At 54.9% G+C, this 18,292-nt stretch carries 18 protein-coding genes and 1 tRNA gene; 7 read left to right on the forward strand and 12 right to left on the reverse strand.

Annotated features, from left to right (window positions below):
- Positions 1–54: 54 nt before the first annotated feature.
- The 7 genes from BBDE_RS05975 to BBDE_RS06010 form a co-directional block, all read right to left on the reverse strand.
- Positions 55–459, reverse strand: coding sequence for a pyridoxamine 5'-phosphate oxidase family protein (locus tag BBDE_RS05975; protein ID WP_003840010.1), 405 nt, complete (start codon positions 457–459; stop codon positions 55–57).
- Between the two features lie 227 nt (positions 460–686).
- Positions 687–759 (reverse strand) — tRNA-Ala (locus BBDE_RS05980).
- A gap of 88 nt (positions 760–847) precedes the next feature.
- The gene (locus BBDE_RS05985; protein ID WP_003840009.1) at positions 848–1,903 is read right to left on the reverse strand and encodes a hypothetical protein; all 1,056 of its coding nucleotides are present in this window, start codon (positions 1,901–1,903) and stop codon (positions 848–850) included.
- A 65-nt stretch (positions 1,904–1,968) separates the two neighbouring features.
- On the reverse strand, positions 1,969–2,715 hold the full coding sequence (locus BBDE_RS05990) for a histidine phosphatase family protein (protein WP_003840007.1): 747 nt from the start codon (positions 2,713–2,715) through the stop codon (positions 1,969–1,971).
- Positions 2,716–2,735: 20 nt separating this feature from the next.
- Positions 2,736–3,140 carry a ribosome silencing factor gene (gene rsfS, locus BBDE_RS05995; protein WP_012902188.1) on the reverse strand — a complete coding sequence of 135 codons (405 nt, stop codon included), beginning with the start codon at positions 3,138–3,140 and terminating at the stop codon, positions 2,736–2,738.
- A 2-nt stretch (positions 3,141–3,142) separates the two neighbouring features.
- Positions 3,143–4,525 (reverse strand): bifunctional UDP-N-acetylglucosamine diphosphorylase/glucosamine-1-phosphate N-acetyltransferase GlmU, encoded by a 1,383-nt coding sequence (glmU, locus tag BBDE_RS06000; RefSeq protein ID WP_003840004.1) that lies wholly within the window; start codon positions 4,523–4,525, stop codon positions 3,143–3,145.
- A 543-nt stretch (positions 4,526–5,068) separates the two neighbouring features.
- Complete coding sequence (locus BBDE_RS06010) at positions 5,069–6,376, reverse strand: hypothetical protein (RefSeq protein ID WP_003839999.1); 1,308 nt, start codon at positions 6,374–6,376, stop codon at positions 5,069–5,071.
- Between the two features lie 277 nt (positions 6,377–6,653).
- Here BBDE_RS06010 and BBDE_RS06015 point away from each other — a divergent pair, with 277 nt between their 5' ends.
- Positions 6,654–7,466 (forward strand): hypothetical protein, encoded by an 813-nt coding sequence (locus tag BBDE_RS06015; protein ID WP_012902190.1) that lies wholly within the window; start codon positions 6,654–6,656, stop codon positions 7,464–7,466.
- Positions 7,463–7,648, forward strand: a complete 186-nt coding sequence (locus BBDE_RS11575) for a hypothetical protein (protein ID WP_003839996.1) — start codon at positions 7,463–7,465, stop codon at positions 7,646–7,648. The genes BBDE_RS06015 and BBDE_RS11575 overlap by 4 nt, the downstream gene beginning before the upstream one ends.
- Positions 7,649–8,430: 782 nt before the next feature.
- Here BBDE_RS11575 and BBDE_RS06030 read toward each other — a convergent pair.
- From BBDE_RS06030 to BBDE_RS06045, 4 genes are all read right to left on the reverse strand, one after another.
- Positions 8,431–8,721 (reverse strand): hypothetical protein, encoded by a 291-nt coding sequence (locus tag BBDE_RS06030; protein WP_003839988.1) that lies wholly within the window; start codon positions 8,719–8,721, stop codon positions 8,431–8,433.
- Between the two features lie 193 nt (positions 8,722–8,914).
- The gene (locus BBDE_RS06035; RefSeq protein WP_003839986.1) at positions 8,915–11,452 is read right to left on the reverse strand and encodes a DUF2075 domain-containing protein; all 2,538 of its coding nucleotides are present in this window, start codon (positions 11,450–11,452) and stop codon (positions 8,915–8,917) included.
- Positions 11,453–11,639: 187 nt separating this feature from the next.
- The gene (locus BBDE_RS06040) at positions 11,640–12,452 is read right to left on the reverse strand and encodes a hypothetical protein (protein WP_012902193.1); all 813 of its coding nucleotides are present in this window, start codon (positions 12,450–12,452) and stop codon (positions 11,640–11,642) included.
- Between the two features lie 190 nt (positions 12,453–12,642).
- The gene (locus BBDE_RS06045) at positions 12,643–13,383 is read right to left on the reverse strand and encodes a hypothetical protein (protein WP_003839983.1); all 741 of its coding nucleotides are present in this window, start codon (positions 13,381–13,383) and stop codon (positions 12,643–12,645) included.
- A 155-nt stretch (positions 13,384–13,538) separates the two neighbouring features.
- Here BBDE_RS06045 and BBDE_RS11640 point away from each other — a divergent pair, with 155 nt between their 5' ends.
- From BBDE_RS11640 to BBDE_RS06065, 5 genes are all read left to right on the forward strand, one after another.
- Positions 13,539–13,664, forward strand: coding sequence for a hypothetical protein (locus tag BBDE_RS11640; protein WP_003839982.1), 126 nt, complete (start codon positions 13,539–13,541; stop codon positions 13,662–13,664).
- Between the two features lie 230 nt (positions 13,665–13,894).
- Positions 13,895–14,149 (forward strand): hypothetical protein, encoded by a 255-nt coding sequence (locus BBDE_RS06050; protein WP_003839979.1) that lies wholly within the window; start codon positions 13,895–13,897, stop codon positions 14,147–14,149.
- Positions 14,150–14,286: 137 nt separating this feature from the next.
- On the forward strand, positions 14,287–14,934 hold the full coding sequence (locus BBDE_RS06055) for a 5' nucleotidase, NT5C type (RefSeq protein WP_003839977.1): 648 nt from the start codon (positions 14,287–14,289) through the stop codon (positions 14,932–14,934).
- A 2-nt stretch (positions 14,935–14,936) separates the two neighbouring features.
- On the forward strand, positions 14,937–15,614 hold the full coding sequence (locus BBDE_RS06060) for a hypothetical protein (RefSeq protein WP_003839975.1): 678 nt from the start codon (positions 14,937–14,939) through the stop codon (positions 15,612–15,614).
- An 11-nt stretch (positions 15,615–15,625) separates the two neighbouring features.
- A complete protein-coding gene (locus BBDE_RS06065) occupies positions 15,626–16,774 on the forward strand; it encodes a zeta toxin family protein (protein WP_003839974.1) in 1,149 nt (382 codons plus the stop codon).
- Between the two features lie 83 nt (positions 16,775–16,857).
- Here the strand turns inward: BBDE_RS06065 and BBDE_RS06070 are convergent, their stop codons facing one another.
- Entirely contained in the window at positions 16,858–18,189 is a 1,332-nt protein-coding gene (locus BBDE_RS06070) for a 3'-5' exonuclease (RefSeq protein ID WP_003839972.1), read from the reverse strand.
- Positions 18,190–18,292 lie beyond the last annotated feature (103 nt).

Below are 18,292 nucleotides of genomic sequence, written 5' to 3' on the forward strand. Positions count from 1 at the left end.
ACCGGGTCCATCGGTCAACCATCCCGTACGGGTTTGGTGAACCGACCATGATCGTCAATCCTTGACGATGGTCTTTCCGGCCGTCGCCCCCGGTGTCAGATCCTGGATTTCCGTGATCTGCAACACCGGAATGGTCATGGGCTTCTTCGTGCCGCGTTCCTCGGCGATTTTGACCTGTTCCTCGTAAATCGCGTCGTTGTCGTGCAGTACGACATTGCCACGGAAACGGTAGCCTTTCCTCTGTTCGAGGTTCGCAACGGCAACGACCAATTCGCTGCCATCAAGCAGATTACGGTACATTTGTCCGGCGGTACGCTCGTGATAGCCGATGTGATTGTCGTCGATGATGAACATGCTCATCTTCGGTCCGAGATCCACATGGCCGTCCTTGCCGATGGTCGCGACCCATGCCAGATTGCCGTTGAGGAATTCCTTCATCTCCGCAGTGAGATTTGCCATGATTGCGGTCCTTTCCAACTCGTGCGTCTGTGGTGTAAGACGTGTTTCCAGACTACGGCAGCAAGGCTTTCGACACATGTTCACTCTGCGTGAATACCGTCACATTGACTGTGCTGCGCCAATGGCCTGTTGCGGTTGGTTCATATCGGCTCAGTTCATGCCACCGGTTCGGCAACGGTTCACCATACGAAAAAAGGGCTTCCGACTTTCATCGGAAACCCTGTTCGTGGAGCTAAGGGGATTCGAACCCCTGACCCTCTCCATGCCATGGAGATGCGCTACCAGCTGCGCCATAGCCCCGTGTCTGCTCTGCAAACCTTGTATAAGATACATCGCAGACTTGAATCATGCAATCCCGGCGTGTCGCTCAAGGATTGGATGCATGACCTCAGTTCGTCGTACCGGTCGTCCCGCTTGAATTCGTGCTGGTTCCGGAATCGGACGATTCGCCTGTCGAAGTGCCGGAAGTCGAATCGTTTGTGGTGGAACCGGAGGAATTGGAACCGGAACTGGTACCGGAATCGGTACCGGAATCGGTACTTGAGGAGTCCGAACCATCGGTCGACGACGAGCCGCCATCGGTGGTGCCGGTGCTGGAATCGGACGAGCCGCTGGTCCCTGACGTACTGTCGGAAGTGCTGCCGGAGGTCTTGTCACTGCCACTGGTGGTCGGCTGATCGGTCGCCCCGTCGGTAGTGTCGGTTCCACTCGTCGTGGTACCGGAACCTGAGGTAGGGGTACCGGAGACGGTACTGCCCGTATCACTCGAGCTCGTCGAAGGTGTGACCTTCTCGTACACCACGTCATGCACTACGGTGTCCGTGCCTTTGCCATGGGTAAAGAAAAGGATGAGGCCCGCACTCAGTCCTACGCCGACCAGCGCGCCGACGAATGCGATGATGGCCGGTGCGTATTTGCCATGCAACCACGCCATGACACGGGTCTCCCCCGTGTGGTGCATGGTCCGGGACCCGCCGGCGGACGAGCTTCCAGCTTTGACGCTCCGCTTGGTTTTCGTATTGCGTTCAGGGTTGGCCAATATGCTTGTGGCTTCCGTACCGTCCTTACCGGAGGCGATGACCCTTGGCGAGTCGGACATCACCGCAGTCTGGTCAGACGTAATGACCGCGGTATCGCTTCCGCCATGCCGGACTTCGCCGATGACCTGCGTGGCTTCCGTACCGTTATCGGTTTTGGCATCGCTTTCAGGGGTTTCCCCGTCCGAGTTCGAACCGAACGGCACCGCATTCTGAATCTTTTCGCCCGATGCCTTCAATACGTTCTTATAGATCTGCGTCGAAACGGCGGAGACGATGGATCCGGCCGCCACACCGATCACCGAACCCGCTATGCCGATTTTCGCGGAAAGGAGGAAGGACGTCACTGCGGCAAGCGCACCTGCCGAGATTGATGAAAATGAAATTCCCTTGAAAAAATTCTTCACAGCACACGACGATAGCGAGTATCGCTTCAAAAGGACTGGCGATTATGTGAAAATTCGTGGAATCCTTAAAAGTCAAGGCCTTGGCGGCGTGGATGTTCCCACTGTTCGGTATCGGCGATTGCCGGACCGTGATTGTAATCTAGCAATCTCCATCGCAGTGTGTCCCCTATTTCGATCGGTACAAGATGCACCCAATGTGCGTTGCGCATCGAAAGAATGGAGGCGAAATCGGGCTGTACTTCGTTCAGTCCCAACAACGTCTGCAGTGTCTGTGAGATCCAGGCGCCGTGGGAGAACACGAATAGGTCGGTGTCGGTTCCGGCTCGCATGGCCCAATCATTGAGGGCTTCCACGCCGCGTTTGCCGACGTGTTCCTTGCTTTCCGCGCCATATTTGAGTTCTCCGCCACGGAACTCGGCCCAGGAACGATAATCCTCCGGGTAACGTTCGGCGAGCTCTTCCACGGCGACGCCCTCCCAATCACCGAAGCTGCGTTCGCGCACACGCTCATCGGCATGCACCGTAAGTCCCAGCGGATCGGCAAAGGCATGTGCGGTGGCGGCCGCACGGTCGAGATCGGAGCAGACCACCAGTCGATTGGGAATATCCGGACGATGATCCACATAAAGCTCACGTAAGGCCCTTGCGGTCTGCCTCACCTGCCACTCGCCCACTTCGTCAAGGGGAATGTTGATCTGCCCCTGCAGGCGATGCTGCGCATTGAATGCGGTACGTCCATGACGTACCAGCGTGATGGCGTGCACATGCTGTGGCACATTGCCCCGTGATTCAATCGTTACGTTGCGCGGCATGCTTCTCCTCACGTCCTGGATTATTCCGCTTCGACGGCTTCCTCCGTCGTGTCCTGCGCGTGGTCGAGCTGGAGGTCGATGTTCGGGCAATCCTTCCACAGTCGTTCCAAGCGATAGAAGTCGCGTGACTCCTGATGCATGACGTGAATCACGAAGTCACCGTAGTCGAGTAGCACCCACTGCCCCTCGGTCAGGCCTTCGCGTGAACGTGGCTGACGCTTGCCGTCTTTCAGATAAAGGTCCTTTTCGATTTCCTCGGCCACAGCCAGTACCTGACGCTCGTTCGAAGCGCCGGCGATCATCATGAGGTCGGTGATGGCCAATGGTTCGGTGACATCGAAAGCCACGATGTCAGTGGCCTTCATGCGATCGGCCGCGGCTGCGGCGATGCGGATGGCGTCGATGGAATCTTGTACTGCCGGCATAATCAGCGCTCCCATTCGGGCTTCCAGCCCTCTACTACATGTTGCGTGTTTTCGGAATAGACCATGGAATCGGCCGGCACATCATGCCGGACCACAGAGCCTGCGCCCGTGGTCACGCCGTCTCCGACTTCGACCGGGGCGACGAACAGGTTACCCGCGCCCACATGCACGTTCGATCCGATGGTGGTGTGGTGCTTGTGCACACCGTCATAGTTGGCGGTGATGGTACCGCCGCCGATGTTGGTGCGCTCGCCCAGATCGGCGTCGCCGACATAGCTCAGATGCGGTACCTTGGTGCCGTTGCCGATGTGGGCTTTCTTCATCTCCACGAAGGCACCGGCCTTGGATTCCTCACCGAGGTCGTTGCCTGGGCGCAGGTAGGTCCATGGACCGATGTTGGCGGCACGTCCGATATGGGTTTCCTGCACGCGGGAACGTTCCACATGGGCTTCGGCGTCGATGGTGGCGCTGATCAGCGTGGTGTACGGGCCGATTTCGGCGGCCTCGCCGATCACGGTATGGCCCTGAAGGAAGCAGCCGGGTAGGATCACGGCGTCACGAGCAATCCGAACATCGTCTTCGATCCATGTGGTTTCCGGATCAAGAATGGTCACGCCTTCGCGCATCCAATGCTCGCACACGCGCGCATTGTGGGCTTTGGCCAGTGCGGCAAGCTGCACGCGGTCATTCACGCCTTCCACGCTCAACGGATCGGAAGCTGCGAACGCACCGACCGCGCCATGCGCCTTGGCGGTCTCGAGAGCATCGGTCAGGTAGAACTCGCCCTGGGCGTTGTCTGAATTCAGGTTGGCGATGGCCTCGGCCAGCAACTTGGCGTCGAACACATATACGGAGGTGTTCACCTCATGCACGGCCAGTTCACTGCTGTTGGCATCCTTCTGCTCCACGATGCGCAGCACATTGCCTTCGCTGTCGCGGATGATTCGACCGTAGCCGGTCGGATCATCAAGGACGGTGGTGAGCACGGTCGCTCCGTTGCCGCTCTGCTCATGGAAGGCAAGCAGTTGATTCAGCGTGCCGGCGTCAAGCAGCGGCATGTCGGAAGCGGCGATCAATACGACGCCGTCAAGCGCCCCATCTTCCTGCAATTGGGCCATGGCGCACTGCACGGCCCGGCCCGTGCCCGGAATGTCGTCCTGGTTGACGATGGTGACACGCTCATCGTAGGAGCGCGCCGCGGCCGCGACACGCTCGGCCTGGTAGTGCACCACCACGGCGAGCGTGTCGGGATTGAGTGCCGATACGGAATTCATCACACGGTTCAGAAAAGTCTTTCCCGCCAAGGTGTGCAGCACCTTCGGCTTGCTGGAACGCATACGGGTGCCCTCACCCGCGGCGAGGATGATTGCGGCGCTTAATGCCATCTTCCGCCTTCCGTCTTTTGATTCTCGTCAACAGAGATGTTCGGCCGTGCGACCAGCAACGTGTCGGACATCTCCGCAACCTCCCGCGGAGATTCTGGCAAAACCGTTTGCGCTACCGCTCCTGTTGCGCCTGCACGGCAGGGCGCACAGCGTGCCGGTCCCCTTGAATCTTGCGTGAGAACAGTTTTTCTGCTCGAGGATTATAACCGTTGGGGCCGGACTTTGGGCTTTCGCCGTTCCCCCATGGTGTAATGGCAGCACACGGCTCTTTGGAACCTCTTGTCTTGGTTCGAATCTGGGTGAGGGAACCTGCCAAAGGAAGGGCCTTCGCGAAAAACGGAAACCCTTTTCGGATATGCAAAATCTCTTTTGAATGATTGATAACAAGTGGATCAACGACGAAACCAATAAATCGTCGCTGTTCCTCCGGAATTTCGACGTCGGCAAATCAGTTCATCTTGGAACGGACTCATCTAATAAACCCACACCATTCCGGTCCATGGGGAAGATTTTCTCCATGGACCGGAAATCAGATCGCCACAGTCATTTTTTCAATGAATCATAGAACAGTTCAGTCACCTTTGCTGGAATCTTGGACGGGTCGTCAAGATCGCAGGCCTGAATCTCCTCAACAAGTTGTTTTGGAGTGACGCACTTGATGCCGCCAGTCCAGACGAGGTTCTCCACGTCTGGAAGACCGTTCTCCCCTGTCGGGACCATGCAGATATACGATTTACAATTAGCTCTCAGCAATCCCGGCATATGGCGCCAATTATTGAATTGGTTGGCCATGTTCTCCGAGGTGACAAGGTCGGGTTTTCCATCTTTTCCAGAAATGAGTGCATGCTTGAATTTGCTGATACGAGTTATCACATTATGCCCATTTTCATCATGTCCAACATTGACGTACTTGGTATCGGAACCACCTTTGTAGTTCTTCGCGTCTACGAACCAGACATGTACCTTGCCCGACTTGTTGACACCCACGAGTACACAGTCGACATCAGCATCCGTTGGATTGCCTTCGCTATCCTTGCCATATAGGGACCAGAACGACACGACCTTCAAGTCGCTGCCGACAATGATCCTTGCAAGGGCTTCCTCTCCGGCTCGGCCCGACGCGATGGCGTCGGAGTCGAACCGAGAAGCTTCCAAACCGCCGCCGGGCACGCCGTTGAGCCTACCATTGCAACGGGCCTGATACAGATTGATATCTTCAAAAGCCACATACCAAGGGTCGGCGGAGCCTTCTGCATCATGGCCTACGAGCTTGAAGCCAAGATAGTTGTTTTCATAAGACGTAGCCCATTCGACGCCGTTCTCAAGCGCCACAGTTGAGAAACGGCTTTCGAATGTGTCGGCATTCCATGCGGCGAGATTCTCTTTATTGGTCTTGCATAAACGCCTGTAACCGAGAAATAGCACGGCAAGCAGCGTGACGGCCACGATGAACATGATCTTCTCGGCGAGCTTCACCTGCCATGGCAGTGTGTTATCTTGCTCGACCACTAGCTTCGCATAGGACCTGCCGAAGCTGGCAAGGGCCTTGTGATAGCCCTTTTCGGATGATCCGTCCCAATCTTCGGTGTCCTTATACAGCCAATAATTATCCTGCAGGTCGCTGATAAGACAACAGCCATGCAACCAGAACCAGAGAACAATCGCAGCTGCCGCACCAATCGACTCTGCGTTGTAGCGCTCCTGATGGTTATCGAACCATTTCTGGCTGCATATGAACGGTTTACTTCCGATACGAAAGCCTCCAACGGTGAACGCCACCAGCGTCAGCCAGCCCCACAGGGTTAAAGGCAAATGCACGTACAGCAACATTGTTCTTAGAACCATCAACATGATGTTTCGCTTTCCTCTCTTTACTCATAATTGATTTCCGTCAAGGCTTTACTCGCTCGGAGCCATTGCCTTCACGTCTTCTCCACCGGACAATGCCGGCTTCCGCGTCATAAGGGAGGATTAAAGGTGGAAACCTTGTTTCACGAGATCAGAGAGTCCGCCAGAAACTGACGACGCCTCGATTAACCACGCGCGGACAGCGGTGAGCGAACAGAAACGTAGGGAATTTGTCCGGTGGGAATTTCCGCGAGAACGCACACGACAACGGGAAGGAATCATGCGAACCGTCAACTTCAACACCGACAGCTTCGGCGACGGAGCAATCCGAATTGGTGACACCACACGGTGCTCCGCGGTCTCCCGCGTGCAGAGGGATGTAGACACGATTGGCTGGCTTGGCGCGGACCCGCGGGTCATCGGCGTGGCCGATCTACGCAGCCTCTCCGAAACCGGCCGCCGCAGAGTGCCAGACAGACTGTCGTTGTATGAGAAGCCATTGGACGGACACGAACGCAGGACAGCTCGGAACGATCGCGCTCGCTCCATCGACATGCATGCGGCACGTCGTGACTGCCCCATCAACCATGACATCACCGCAGAACTGTTCATGTCGTACCGTCAGGGCGAAGACGGCCGGATCGTCGTCGACGAGACTGCCCGGAACGCTTACTGGGGAGTGATGAGGCATGCTGATGCGCGCAGGGATGATCTGTTCGTCGGGCCGGATGCTCCGCCAGCGGATTTCCGGAATCCAGGCCGTCCGGAAAGAGGTACCCGTGACCCGCACCTACTGGCTTTATGGGACAGGACGTCTGGTCTGGTGATTCCTTTGCCCGAGCATAGTCTGCTCCTGTACCGCTTCTGGAAGTCGGGGATGGGCATCGACCTGTATGTCATGGACGAGATCAGTATGCGTATCCAGCAGCGAAATCATCCGGAATGCTTCGACGACGGGTCCGATGAACGGGTCATCCAACGCGAGATCGACGAATGCGAGGCGGAACTTGCCTATGTCATCGGCAACAACATCAACCTCAGGAAGAATCCCGACGCATATGGAAACGTCCGGAGAAAGGAGTCAATGCAATGACCGTATTGATGGAGACACGTGTGGAAGCCAAGACCAGAACGGCCACGGCAATCAAAATCACGTCGGAAATTGTCGAATCGACGGACTTCAACGTATTCGACGATATCTTCGACGGATTCATCCCGTTCGGTGATGAGGATGACCGCGGTGGCGGGGACGAAAGCTGCGACAGCCAGTACTAAGAATGCGACGAACCCGCAAAACACTATGTGATGTTCGCCGATCCGCAGGGCAGGCAGGATTGCTACGGCAAGCTATACCTATGCCCGAAGCATTACGCGCAGTACCTGCATTTCATCCTCGATTCGATGCGTGTGAACAACGGGATGAAGGACTTGGACGACGATGGGACTCGATCTGCGATCCGTGCCTACGTCACCGGCTACGGACCAATCCGAAACAGATGATGTGGGAACGACAATTGCCCGGTAGGGGGGGCTAAGCGAATTACGGCGGAAAACATGCTGTACAGGCATGCGAAAACTGGGAAAGGCAATTAAGGGAAAGCTACTGCTTTCACAGCGGACACCAGAACGTTCCTCTGGATCTCGAAGGTTCCTTGCATACGGTGAGTCGCGACGATTTCGTGGACGAATTGTCCCCGACCGTGTTTCTTGTGACATGTTCGACGCATTCTCACCCATTTGCGACTGGATCAACGAGGAAATGTCCATCATTGAATCAAAATAGACAAGGGAAAACCAGCCTATGTCCACATTGGGAAGATACGCATTCTTCCTGAAGAAGGTTGGTTAAACGGACGGCAATAAACATGGCGACTTCACAATGAAGTCGCCATTGAAATCACTCATCCGTCTTCATATTCCGCTTGGGTCAGCCGAACAGTCCCTTGAAGATGCCGACGATCGTGCCTGCGAGACGACTGTTAACCAAAGGGCTTCCACAGCGGTCGCAGGATTTTCTTTTGTTTAAGGATTGTCTATCCGCACCTTCCGGAAGTTGTTCAGACGCCTTTCCTGCCCGGACATGACTTTTCCAAGCCTTCGTCTTCGTCCAATACTCCAATGAAAACGTCGAACAGTTTCATCACGCAGGAATCGGACAGCATCAACGCTTCTCTGCCGGCCTGCGTCAGGCCATAGGTGAAATCAGGATGGCCGTGCTTGGGCACGCCGATGATCAAACATTCGGAACCTGTATGCATCGTGAGCCGAAACCTCTTTTCCGTAATATCACTTCGCGTCAAATGAACCTCATCGTGCTCGCATCCTTCCGAACGATGACGCATATTCATATGTCACTGGATAAAACGCGGCTAAACCAGAGTCTGAATCTTCGCACTTGGTGGAACATGGATGGGCCAACGGCAGGCCCTGCGAGTCGTCGCTATCTCAAGGATTCCGATAGTGTCAAATCAGTGTTCGTCTTCTTCCGCATTCCAGTCACGGCAATGCGGAAGAAGACGAACACGTTTCTCACCCCAAGTTCTAGAGCTCACCCCGAGACGCCTTCTTGAGCTGGTTCTGTAGTATTGGGTCTACCGCGAACAGATAGAGGCCATGCACTCCACGAGTAAGAAGGACGTTGAGCTGGTTGCGCACGAAAACTTGAGCCAAGCCAGATTGAAGAAGAGCCTTCACGTTTACACCTTTATCTCGTGACTTATCCGGATTGAAACGAAGACAGTCGTGCTCTATGTCATATGAAACCGATGGCCCTATGATAACTCCCGCATAATTGAGATCGGAACCCTGGACAGTGTAATAAGAGCCTATTTCATCTTGCGTTTCCGAACGTGATACCCATGGCTCATTTGAAGGGCTCTTCTTGTACCTGTGAGATTTATTCAAATCATCTTCAACATCGGATGACTTGTCCCCGTTCCATTTCATAGAAAACTTGCAACCTTTAGTCTCATCCCAGTCGTCGGGAGGGATGGGATTGTTTTGCGAATCCCAACTCTTAGGCATTGCCCAAGTGCCACCAATCCTGTAAAGCGTAACATTTCCTTTCGAAGAAGAATACCTCCAGTCGTAGGTAGCGAGAACACGGCAAAGATCCCTCGGCATAGATGCACTAGGAGACAACTTCTTCTTCTTACGCTCGGCTTGTTGTTCTTTGTTGAGATCATTTCTCTTCTTGTCGATTGCCTCACGCAATTCTTGAGGCGAATCAAATACCTTAATCTCGTATGGCAAATTATTGTTTGAAGCGTAAATTCTATCTTCTTTTGGACGGGTTCCATCATCCTTGGGAATATTGGAGATATGAGGACCTTTCGAATTTGAGGTTGAATTCTCTTCACCGATGGGTTCTTCGTCGGAGGCATCTACCGTAATTTCTTGAATCCATTTAGTCACCTCTTCAGATGCGGAGATACGGAATTGCTCCTTCAAACTAATACTATACGTTTTGTATGTAGTTTTATTAATATGGATTTTATGAAAGCATCCGTCATCCTTTTTTTCCACAGCATCAGGGTTATAGCAAGCTACTTGGTATTTTTCGTCGTGGATAAGCAGTCCATCACCTTTCACACCTGACATATTTTCAAGAAACGGCTCCAGTTGAGTCGATGTCCATTTTTGATTGTTGTTCATAATCTGATTGGGATCGAAAACCGCAATAACGACCTTAGATCGTCGTAAAATATCATGCAGCTGGTTATGGCTCCCCATAGCCATGCACTTTTGAGTAAACAATAAATGAGCTTCATCCACTAATGCCACATCAACTGGATTATTTTGATTAGTTGGCATGAAATAGTTACGTACTTTCTTCCCTTTCTCACCAAAGACATTCTTTTCTTTTGAAGTAAATGAATGAATAAATTCAATTGGCGTAAGCACATCGTTGCTATTTGAGGAACTATTATCTGCAGCGCGCTTGGAATTATTTTCTATTAATCCTTGCAACCTTGCCATTGTTTGATACTGAGTAAGCAATTCATCATTATGAACCATTAATTTAACTGTTGGACTAGGTTCAATCGGCATACTGCAAAGCTTGTAGAAGAGGGTGCTGAGTAGAATTGACTTGCCGGTCCCAGCAGCACCTTGAATTAGTATTAGCTGTGCCTGATCGCCTGCGTGCCAATTCATTAATACTTTCTCGACATGTTGTTCAATACGATCAAGCGCTTTCTCTTGTTCTGCACCGAGCTTATGGAATGGGGAAATCTTGTAGAGCGCCGAATTCCAAATGTTTTTTTCAGTCGGAAAAAGACTTGGCACTTTTTCCGTATCTTTTTCCTCTGCAAGGATATTCTCATTATCCTTGACAAGACGCTTCCAGATGTCAGAAACGACATATTGAAGCGCATCATCAGTAAAGTATTTGCCTTGCGGATTGGTGCGCCCGTTGAGGCAATTCACGGATTCAATGGATTGCATGTAATCGATCAACTTGTTCTCGATATCCAACGTGAGGGATTTGTTGAAGAGCTTCTGCCAAATCACGTACTGGCGTACCTCGATGCCATCGGCCACCGCCTTACTGATTGCGATGTCCGCTGCAGTTTCCTTCTTTGACAGAGCTTCCTGATCGTTAACGTTTTCCGCCGTATCGTCCTGCACCTTCACCTTGATCACATGCTGAACGGTTCTTTTGACGATATGGTTGGTTTCGCCGACGTATACAGTCCAAGGCTTACCCTTCGGCGCTCTGGGATCATGGAAGTAGACAATGTAGACAGCGGGGACGTCAAGCAGGAAATTCGCATAATCCCTCGACTCACTGGCAGAATAAGGTTTCTCATGTAGATGAAGGAACCTGCCACTATAGGAAGCGTCTTCCGGATCCAGAGCCGCATGAAACACGCTTTCATAATTATCCCGAACTCTGTTGACCGCGTCCTCCTTCAGCCTGATTTCCTCTGGAGCGTCACCCTCCAGTGATGCGGATTCCTTCACAAGATTCCAACCTTGTTTCTCTCCAACTCCAAAATAGGGAACGTTCGCAATCACAGGTCGCATCCGCTCATCTTGTTTGAACGCGAGCTTGAGCTCCTCATCATATTTCGACACTGTAGACCTCCTTGTAATAACGGTTGCTGTTTTCTGATTCTACCCACTCGGGGGGGGTATCGGATGATATTCCTGAACCGATTTTGTAAATGCGACGCCCGTCCTCGGATTCATGGTTCCGATGATGGACGGGTGGTCTCACCGCTCCGTTTCACTTTAATGTCCCTTATGCGGTCTCCGAACCGTTTCACAGCTCAGGCTGCTCTTTTTCATTAGCATCGTTAAGTGACTCTAAAGTTAGGAACCGGCTTCGCAAGATTCCTGCGGCTTCTCGAAAGGCGTCCCTCCGTTCTCGTCCCTCGATTTCCGCTATGTGGCAATGATGCGTCACATTAGGCAACGGGGCCTCGTTCCGGAAGCCTGACTCACCGTCGGGAGTGACGCAGGACGCTGCGAACTGACGCCTTCCGAATGGCCATGCGCCCACTTTTAATGTCTCGGAGAGCAAATCCGCAACCATATCAAACAATGGCATTGGAGACGCACCATTTTCGAAATCATCGGATTGCGTTCCATAACACCACGGACGTATATCTGCAAGAGCCTCAGCCATGCCCGCATAATCCAGCCGCTGCAAAGCCTCGGTGAACCGATAACGCAACCGGAGAAAGCAGGAGGCCGACGCCATATCCTCACATCCTGGCTTGTACGCGTCGAGCATGCGTTGGAGCGAATCGTCATCCCCGCTTTCGGCGATAACCAGTTCGACACACCGCATACGTTCCACGTCCCGTAAACCATGCTCCCGCTGAGACTGTTCCTTCAATGCATCGATCAACCTTTTCCCTTCAGGGACTGCGTAGACCGTATCGGGCGTCAAATTCTTGTTGAGCATTTTCACGCCATTACCTTCGATGGTCTCGATGTCATAAGAAAGCTCGTTACCGAAGAAATCGTGATGGTTCACCGTGCAGATGAATCCGACATGCTCCGCATCATCCCATTTGAAGGCGACACGGCTCCATCTGCGGAATTCAACATATCCATAGCTGTATTGCATGATGTCATTCCTTTTTATGGATTTCGTAATGAAAAGGAATGACATCATGCAATACAGCTATGGATATGTTGAATTGCATGATGTCATTCCTTTTTATGGATTTCGTAATGAAAAAGAGCAGATCCTCATCCACCATCGGACTGGTCTCACCATTCTTGATAAAGCCAGCCCGAGGAGAATGGGATGGTTCCTACTGGCGGATCATCGTCCAGTATTCGGGCTTAATAGGTTCGAAGGATGACGAGTCAAGGGCGCAGTCGCCGAGGTTCCCGCCGTTGTACCACATATATCCCAAAGACCACGCGCAGTTGTTGTAGTACTTGCCTTTCGCCACCTTCTTCTGCTGCTTCTTGGAAAGAACGGGGCGTAGTGAGAACGAGCTGATGTAGCCATCGTCCGATCCTGTAGCGGGTTGGATTTCGAAGCGGGTGATGTCAAAGCTCTTGCCCTTGCACGCATCAAGGGTATCCGAGGTGTCGGAGGTGCATTCACCCATGTCGTCGAACCTGAGATCGAGGACGTAATAGCCGTTATCGTCAGGTTTATCCGAAATGGTGTAGGTGCCTTTCTTGGGCTCATCCTCGATTTCGGATGTCGTGATCACTCCATTGTTCAGCGTGAACGGACGGTCCAGTTCTCCTTGAGAGACCCAGGTTCCGTCGATGGACGGCGGGGCCTGTGTGGAAACGGCGCCTGCGACGCCGGAGACCTTTCCTGTCCCTGCGCTTCTGGTGGCTCCTAGTGTGACCAGTGATCCGGCCAATAACGAGAGGACAGCTGTGACCGCGATAATCGTAATCAGCCGCGCACGCGTGATCCGGACGATGAGCGTCGTTCCCTTCGTTCCCGCGTTCGCAGGTTTTTTCAGTCCGCAGCTCGGGCAGACACACTGTCCTTCGATCAGTCTTTTTCCGCAGTTGTCACAAAACATGTTTTCTTCGATCCTTCTTTCCTGAATGTGCGGATTGTCCGCATTTCGTTTTCGCCATCCAACCCACCGGACAATTGCGTGACGTGTATGGAGCGACTTGGAAAAACTATCCGGTGGGCTTGTTCTCCAGAACGTAAACGACAGAGGAAAGGGAGATGGCCATGTTCGTGGTCGGATTCATCATCGGGCTTCTCGCAGTGGCCATAGTGATTGGCGGATTGAGCCTGATTGGAGCAATCGCCGGCGTCATATACGGCTTTTTCAAGAGCCTGATTGGATAAACCGGACATTTCCGCCGAATAGAGAACTCATGCATAGGAAATCACAGATGCCCCAGCAACCGGGGAACTATCCGGTGGAGTGAATTTTGACGGGACCGCCGAAGGATGCGCGACGGTACCGTCGTAACAGGAAACGCATCGATGCATGGACCATCCATGCATAAAGATGTCGAAAACGACACAGGCATCGGGTCATGGGGACACGATGCGGAACGAAAGGAGCGCCAATCATGGCGAACAGCAATATTGAATACGCAATCCGTCGCATCTCAGACGGAGCATTCCTATGGGATGACGATTTCAACGGCGTCTACCAGTCGTGGGAGGACGACGATGAGAACGCGTCATGGGTCGATTCCAAGGACGAGGCTCTGCGTCTCGCCGAGCTCGCCGGACTGGTCAAGAACTGCCGCCTCGCCGAAGGCTATGAGATCACAGAACGTCCCTGGTACTACGAGGACGACATCGAAGAAGACGAGGAATAGATCTTCGTCCCCGCGGTGCCGCCGCCAACCCGATAATACGGAAATACGGGGCGGTGGCACCGCGGTTCCCCGTCGTCCGGCCATATGCGGGACGATAATCGAAAACAGAACGAACGACTTTTGAAAGAGAGGATACGATGACGACGATTCCCAAGGAATACGAGGACCAGCGGGTCGGCGTGAACGGATACCGCGTGCTCAACCTCGATCTCGACGGCGTGTGTGCTGACTATGCGGGGGCGATGCGCGACTGGCTCGTTGCCCACGGGCTCATGGATCCGGATGTCGTGCCGTCCTGCGACGAGTACAATCTGGTCGCCAACGACGGCTGGCCGTTCGCTGGCAGAGACGATTACCTCGCCGCGCATAAGGCCGCCGAGTCGGACCACCTGTACGCAACGATGAAACAGATCCCGGGGGTCTCACACGCGCTCAGACGTCTAGCGGACGAACACGTGTACATCCGCATCGTCACGCATCGTTTGTTCGTGTCCGGCCAGCATCGCATGGTCGTGTCCGACACAGCCCAGTGGCTTGACGAGCAACATATCCCCTACATGAGCCTGTGTTTCGCGGGATTGAAGGACAGCATCCAGGCGACCGTGCACATCGACGACTCCCCCGCCAACATCCGTGCGCTGCGCGGGGTCGGCCAGCATGTCGTCGTGTTCGATCAACCCTACAACCGCGGACTGGGCGGCCCTCGCATGACCGGCTGGGACGACACGAACGTGGACAGGCTCCTCAAATGGTTCGATCACTGGCCCGAAACCAAGAAGGAGTAGACATGGGCGTTCCCGTCGTGTACACGGATTTCGACGGCGTGCTGAACGCGTTCCCCGACCGCAAGGTCCTGCAACGCGGCGGCGTGAACCGCACGCAATGGCTGAAGGACGGCGATCCGCGCAAAGCCCTGTACAGTCCCGAACGTGCGTTCCACCTGGACGGCAACGCGCAGGCGCGTCTTTTCGTGGGCCGGTTCCGCATCCACTGGTCGCGCGAGCTGTCCGACGCCATGTACGGGCTCGCCAGGAACGGCCGTATCGAACTGAACTGGCTGACCACCTGGCAGCCATACTGCACGAACACGTTGGATCCGATGCTCGGCTGGGATCCCGGAATCGTCCGTACCGTCCCCTGGTACGACCCGGTCACCATGGAACGCAGGCTGACGGGCAAACGGTCGACGATACTGTCGCGCATCCAAGCGGAACGGAAGTCGGCGGACCCGTCGCCGGCCATATGGATCGACGACGAGGAATGCGACCAGGCCGCCATGGCGGAAATCAGAGCGGCCGAGCCCGCCGCTCCGGTGCTGATGGTGCGGCCCGACTGGCGTATCGGCATCAGCCGCCGCCAATGGCGGCTCGTCAACGACTTCATCGACGGTTGGGACGGTTTTCCGTCCGTCACGTTGGATGCGGAGGACGGCAGGCACGGCCACGGCGGCCATATCGGACTGTAAGGAAAAGGCGAATGGAAGATATCGGGAACGGGGAACGGCACGGCGACGTTCCCGAATGGGGTTTGGAGGATCTGACCGACAGCGTCCTGTACGACGTGTTCTACGAGTCGACGACCATGCTTGCCGGCAGGATGCTCGCCCAGCAACGATTGGCGGCGGGCCAAGGCAACCGGTACAGGGAGCATTGGGCCAGGATGAACCGGTACGGGCTGCTGTCCGACCGGGACAGGGTCGACCCGACCGACCGCGAGGCGCTTGTCAGGACGAAACGGGTGAACGATTCGACTCGTATGGGCCGCGCGCTCATGGCCGAACCCTGGCATGAGATCGGCCGGCAGTCCGCGGTCGACGTGGACCGGATCTGGAACGAAGACATCCTGCCAACGATTGAGGGCGTGGCCGGATCGGATGATCCGTGCACGGTGTTCGTCGGCGGGCAGCCCGGCGCAGGCAAGACCCGCGCCGTGCATATGATCCTCGACATGGGATTGCACGAGGGGACGCTCCTGCCGGTGAACGGCGACGATCTGCGCCAATACCATCCCGACTACGACCGTCTGTGCGACGAAGACCCTTTGGGCATGCCGCTCCGGACCGCAGAGGCGTCGGCGGAATGGATCCGCAGGACCATGGCGTACGCCACCGCGAACCGGATCTCCACCATCGTGGAAGGCACGTGGAGGAACGCGTCGACCGTGCTCGACGAGGCCTCGAACGCGAAACGCAACGGACGGACGACGCATGCGATCGTACTGGCTGTGCCGCCGGTCCTGTCGCGCATCGCGATCCTGGAACGTTACTACCGGGACCGCTCCGTAGGGCTACCATCACGTTGGACACCCACGTCCGCACATGAGAACACCGTCAGGAACCTGGCATCCACAGTCCGATTGATTGCCGGATCTCCGCTAATTGACCAGTTCACCGTGATTGACCGTAACGGCGTCGTTCTGTTTGATGGCACCGGTGACGGGGGAAAAGACGGTTGGCATGAATGGATGCATAAGGTGTCGCGAGTCAGCGGAATCGATGGCGACGCGCAACTGGCACGTGTTGATTTCCTCGAACGGGCGTGGTCGGCGTTCACCCCCGATAACGGCGATGCACGCATGCTTCTGAACAAGATTCATTGCGGATTCCATCCACGGATTCCGCAATGACGTGGACGGATACGATAAACGGCATGACAGGCGATTCGGCAACCGATATCGCTCATCATGCCGTTTAATGGTCGTGGTCGGCGTCAATTCACGTCTTGCATAACTTGCTCGCCATGCTCGTAACGGGAATGCAGTGCGTTGAGCTGGTTGCGCATGGCACGCATCATGATGTGCGCGTCCTCGAGCCCAAGATGACGCTCCTTCTCGCCCTGATCGAGACGAATCGCGCCGCCGTCATGGGACGGAACCTCCATGTCGCGGTCGGCGTCCAACGCGTGGTTGCGACGCGCGTAATCGTCAAGCTTGAAACCCTGTACACGCGCATCCTCGCTGTGCTGGGCCACTTTCATGGAGTCGACGATGCGGATGCGTCCGTCGCGTAATGCCTCCGCGTAGCCCTCGCAGTTGCCGATGAGGAAGGAGCGTTCGAAATTCGCATTGTGTGCAACCATAATTCTTCCGTCAAGCGCGGTTATTATCGTTTTCTGCGCGTTCGCGTCCTCTTGGAAGGGGATGCGCCCGCTGACATCCGCCGTGGTGATGCCAGTCAGTTCGGTGATGTTCCTACTGATGCCCAGACGTTCACGTTGCTTCGAGATGCCATAGGTGCGGCGTTGGGCTTCGAAGGCGCGCCCCATGGCCATGTCGAATAGTTCCCATCCGGCGTCGATGATGTAGTCCTGGTTCACACTGGTGCCGGTGGTCTCCAGATCGATGCCAACGAGGACTCCCGCCACGGGCTGTGTCCCGTATTCGGTGACGATGGATTCGGTCTGGTTCATGCCGTTCTTGATCCTGCGTTCGACCTGTTCGCGGACATCGTCCGGATTCCTGCCCTGAAGCCAAGCAATCTCTCTGTACACGTTGATGGGATCCGCGATTTCCGTCTTCGTGAGACGCGGCTTCGGCTTGGGCGCGCCGACCGATTCCCTTGTGGAGGATGTCCGGGATGGTTTGACCTGCTGACGTATCGCCCTCGCGGCCTGTGGACCGATGAGACCGGCGAGATATTCGGACTCGTCGTAGGCGTCGCGGGACTGCCATGTCAGCAGACGGATAGCGGACGCGTTCTCGACAATTTCGGATTGTCCTTCCAACCAAGCCTTCTTCATTGCCGACAGATATTCGTTGTTCTCCACGAGACGGGTGTAAGTGGCGCGGTACAGCTCATCGACCGCAACGTTGCGACCGTCCAACGCGCGGCCGTTGATGGAAAGCCGTAGCGGATCTTGCAGGCGGGAAAGCAGATGGTCCGTGGCACCGGCAATCGGTCCGCCGACGGATCCTTCTAGTCCGCGCCATTGTTCGACAGTATCCGTGGCAGATTGCGCGAGCCTAAGATACTCGCTTCTGCCCTGCTCCGTCGTAGCGACCTGTCCGAGGTATTCGTTCATCATCCTGTCGGCGCCGTTCATGACCGTCCCTTTCCGCGATACAAAATATCCGCAATCGTCCTATTGGTCAAATTGTTCATCCGACAACCACCGGATAATCGAAACCCGCTAATGGACAGAACAG

It is taken from the genome of Bifidobacterium dentium JCM 1195 = DSM 20436, assembly GCF_001042595.1.
Taxonomy (GTDB): Bacteria; Actinomycetota; Actinomycetes; order Actinomycetales; family Bifidobacteriaceae; genus Bifidobacterium; species Bifidobacterium dentium.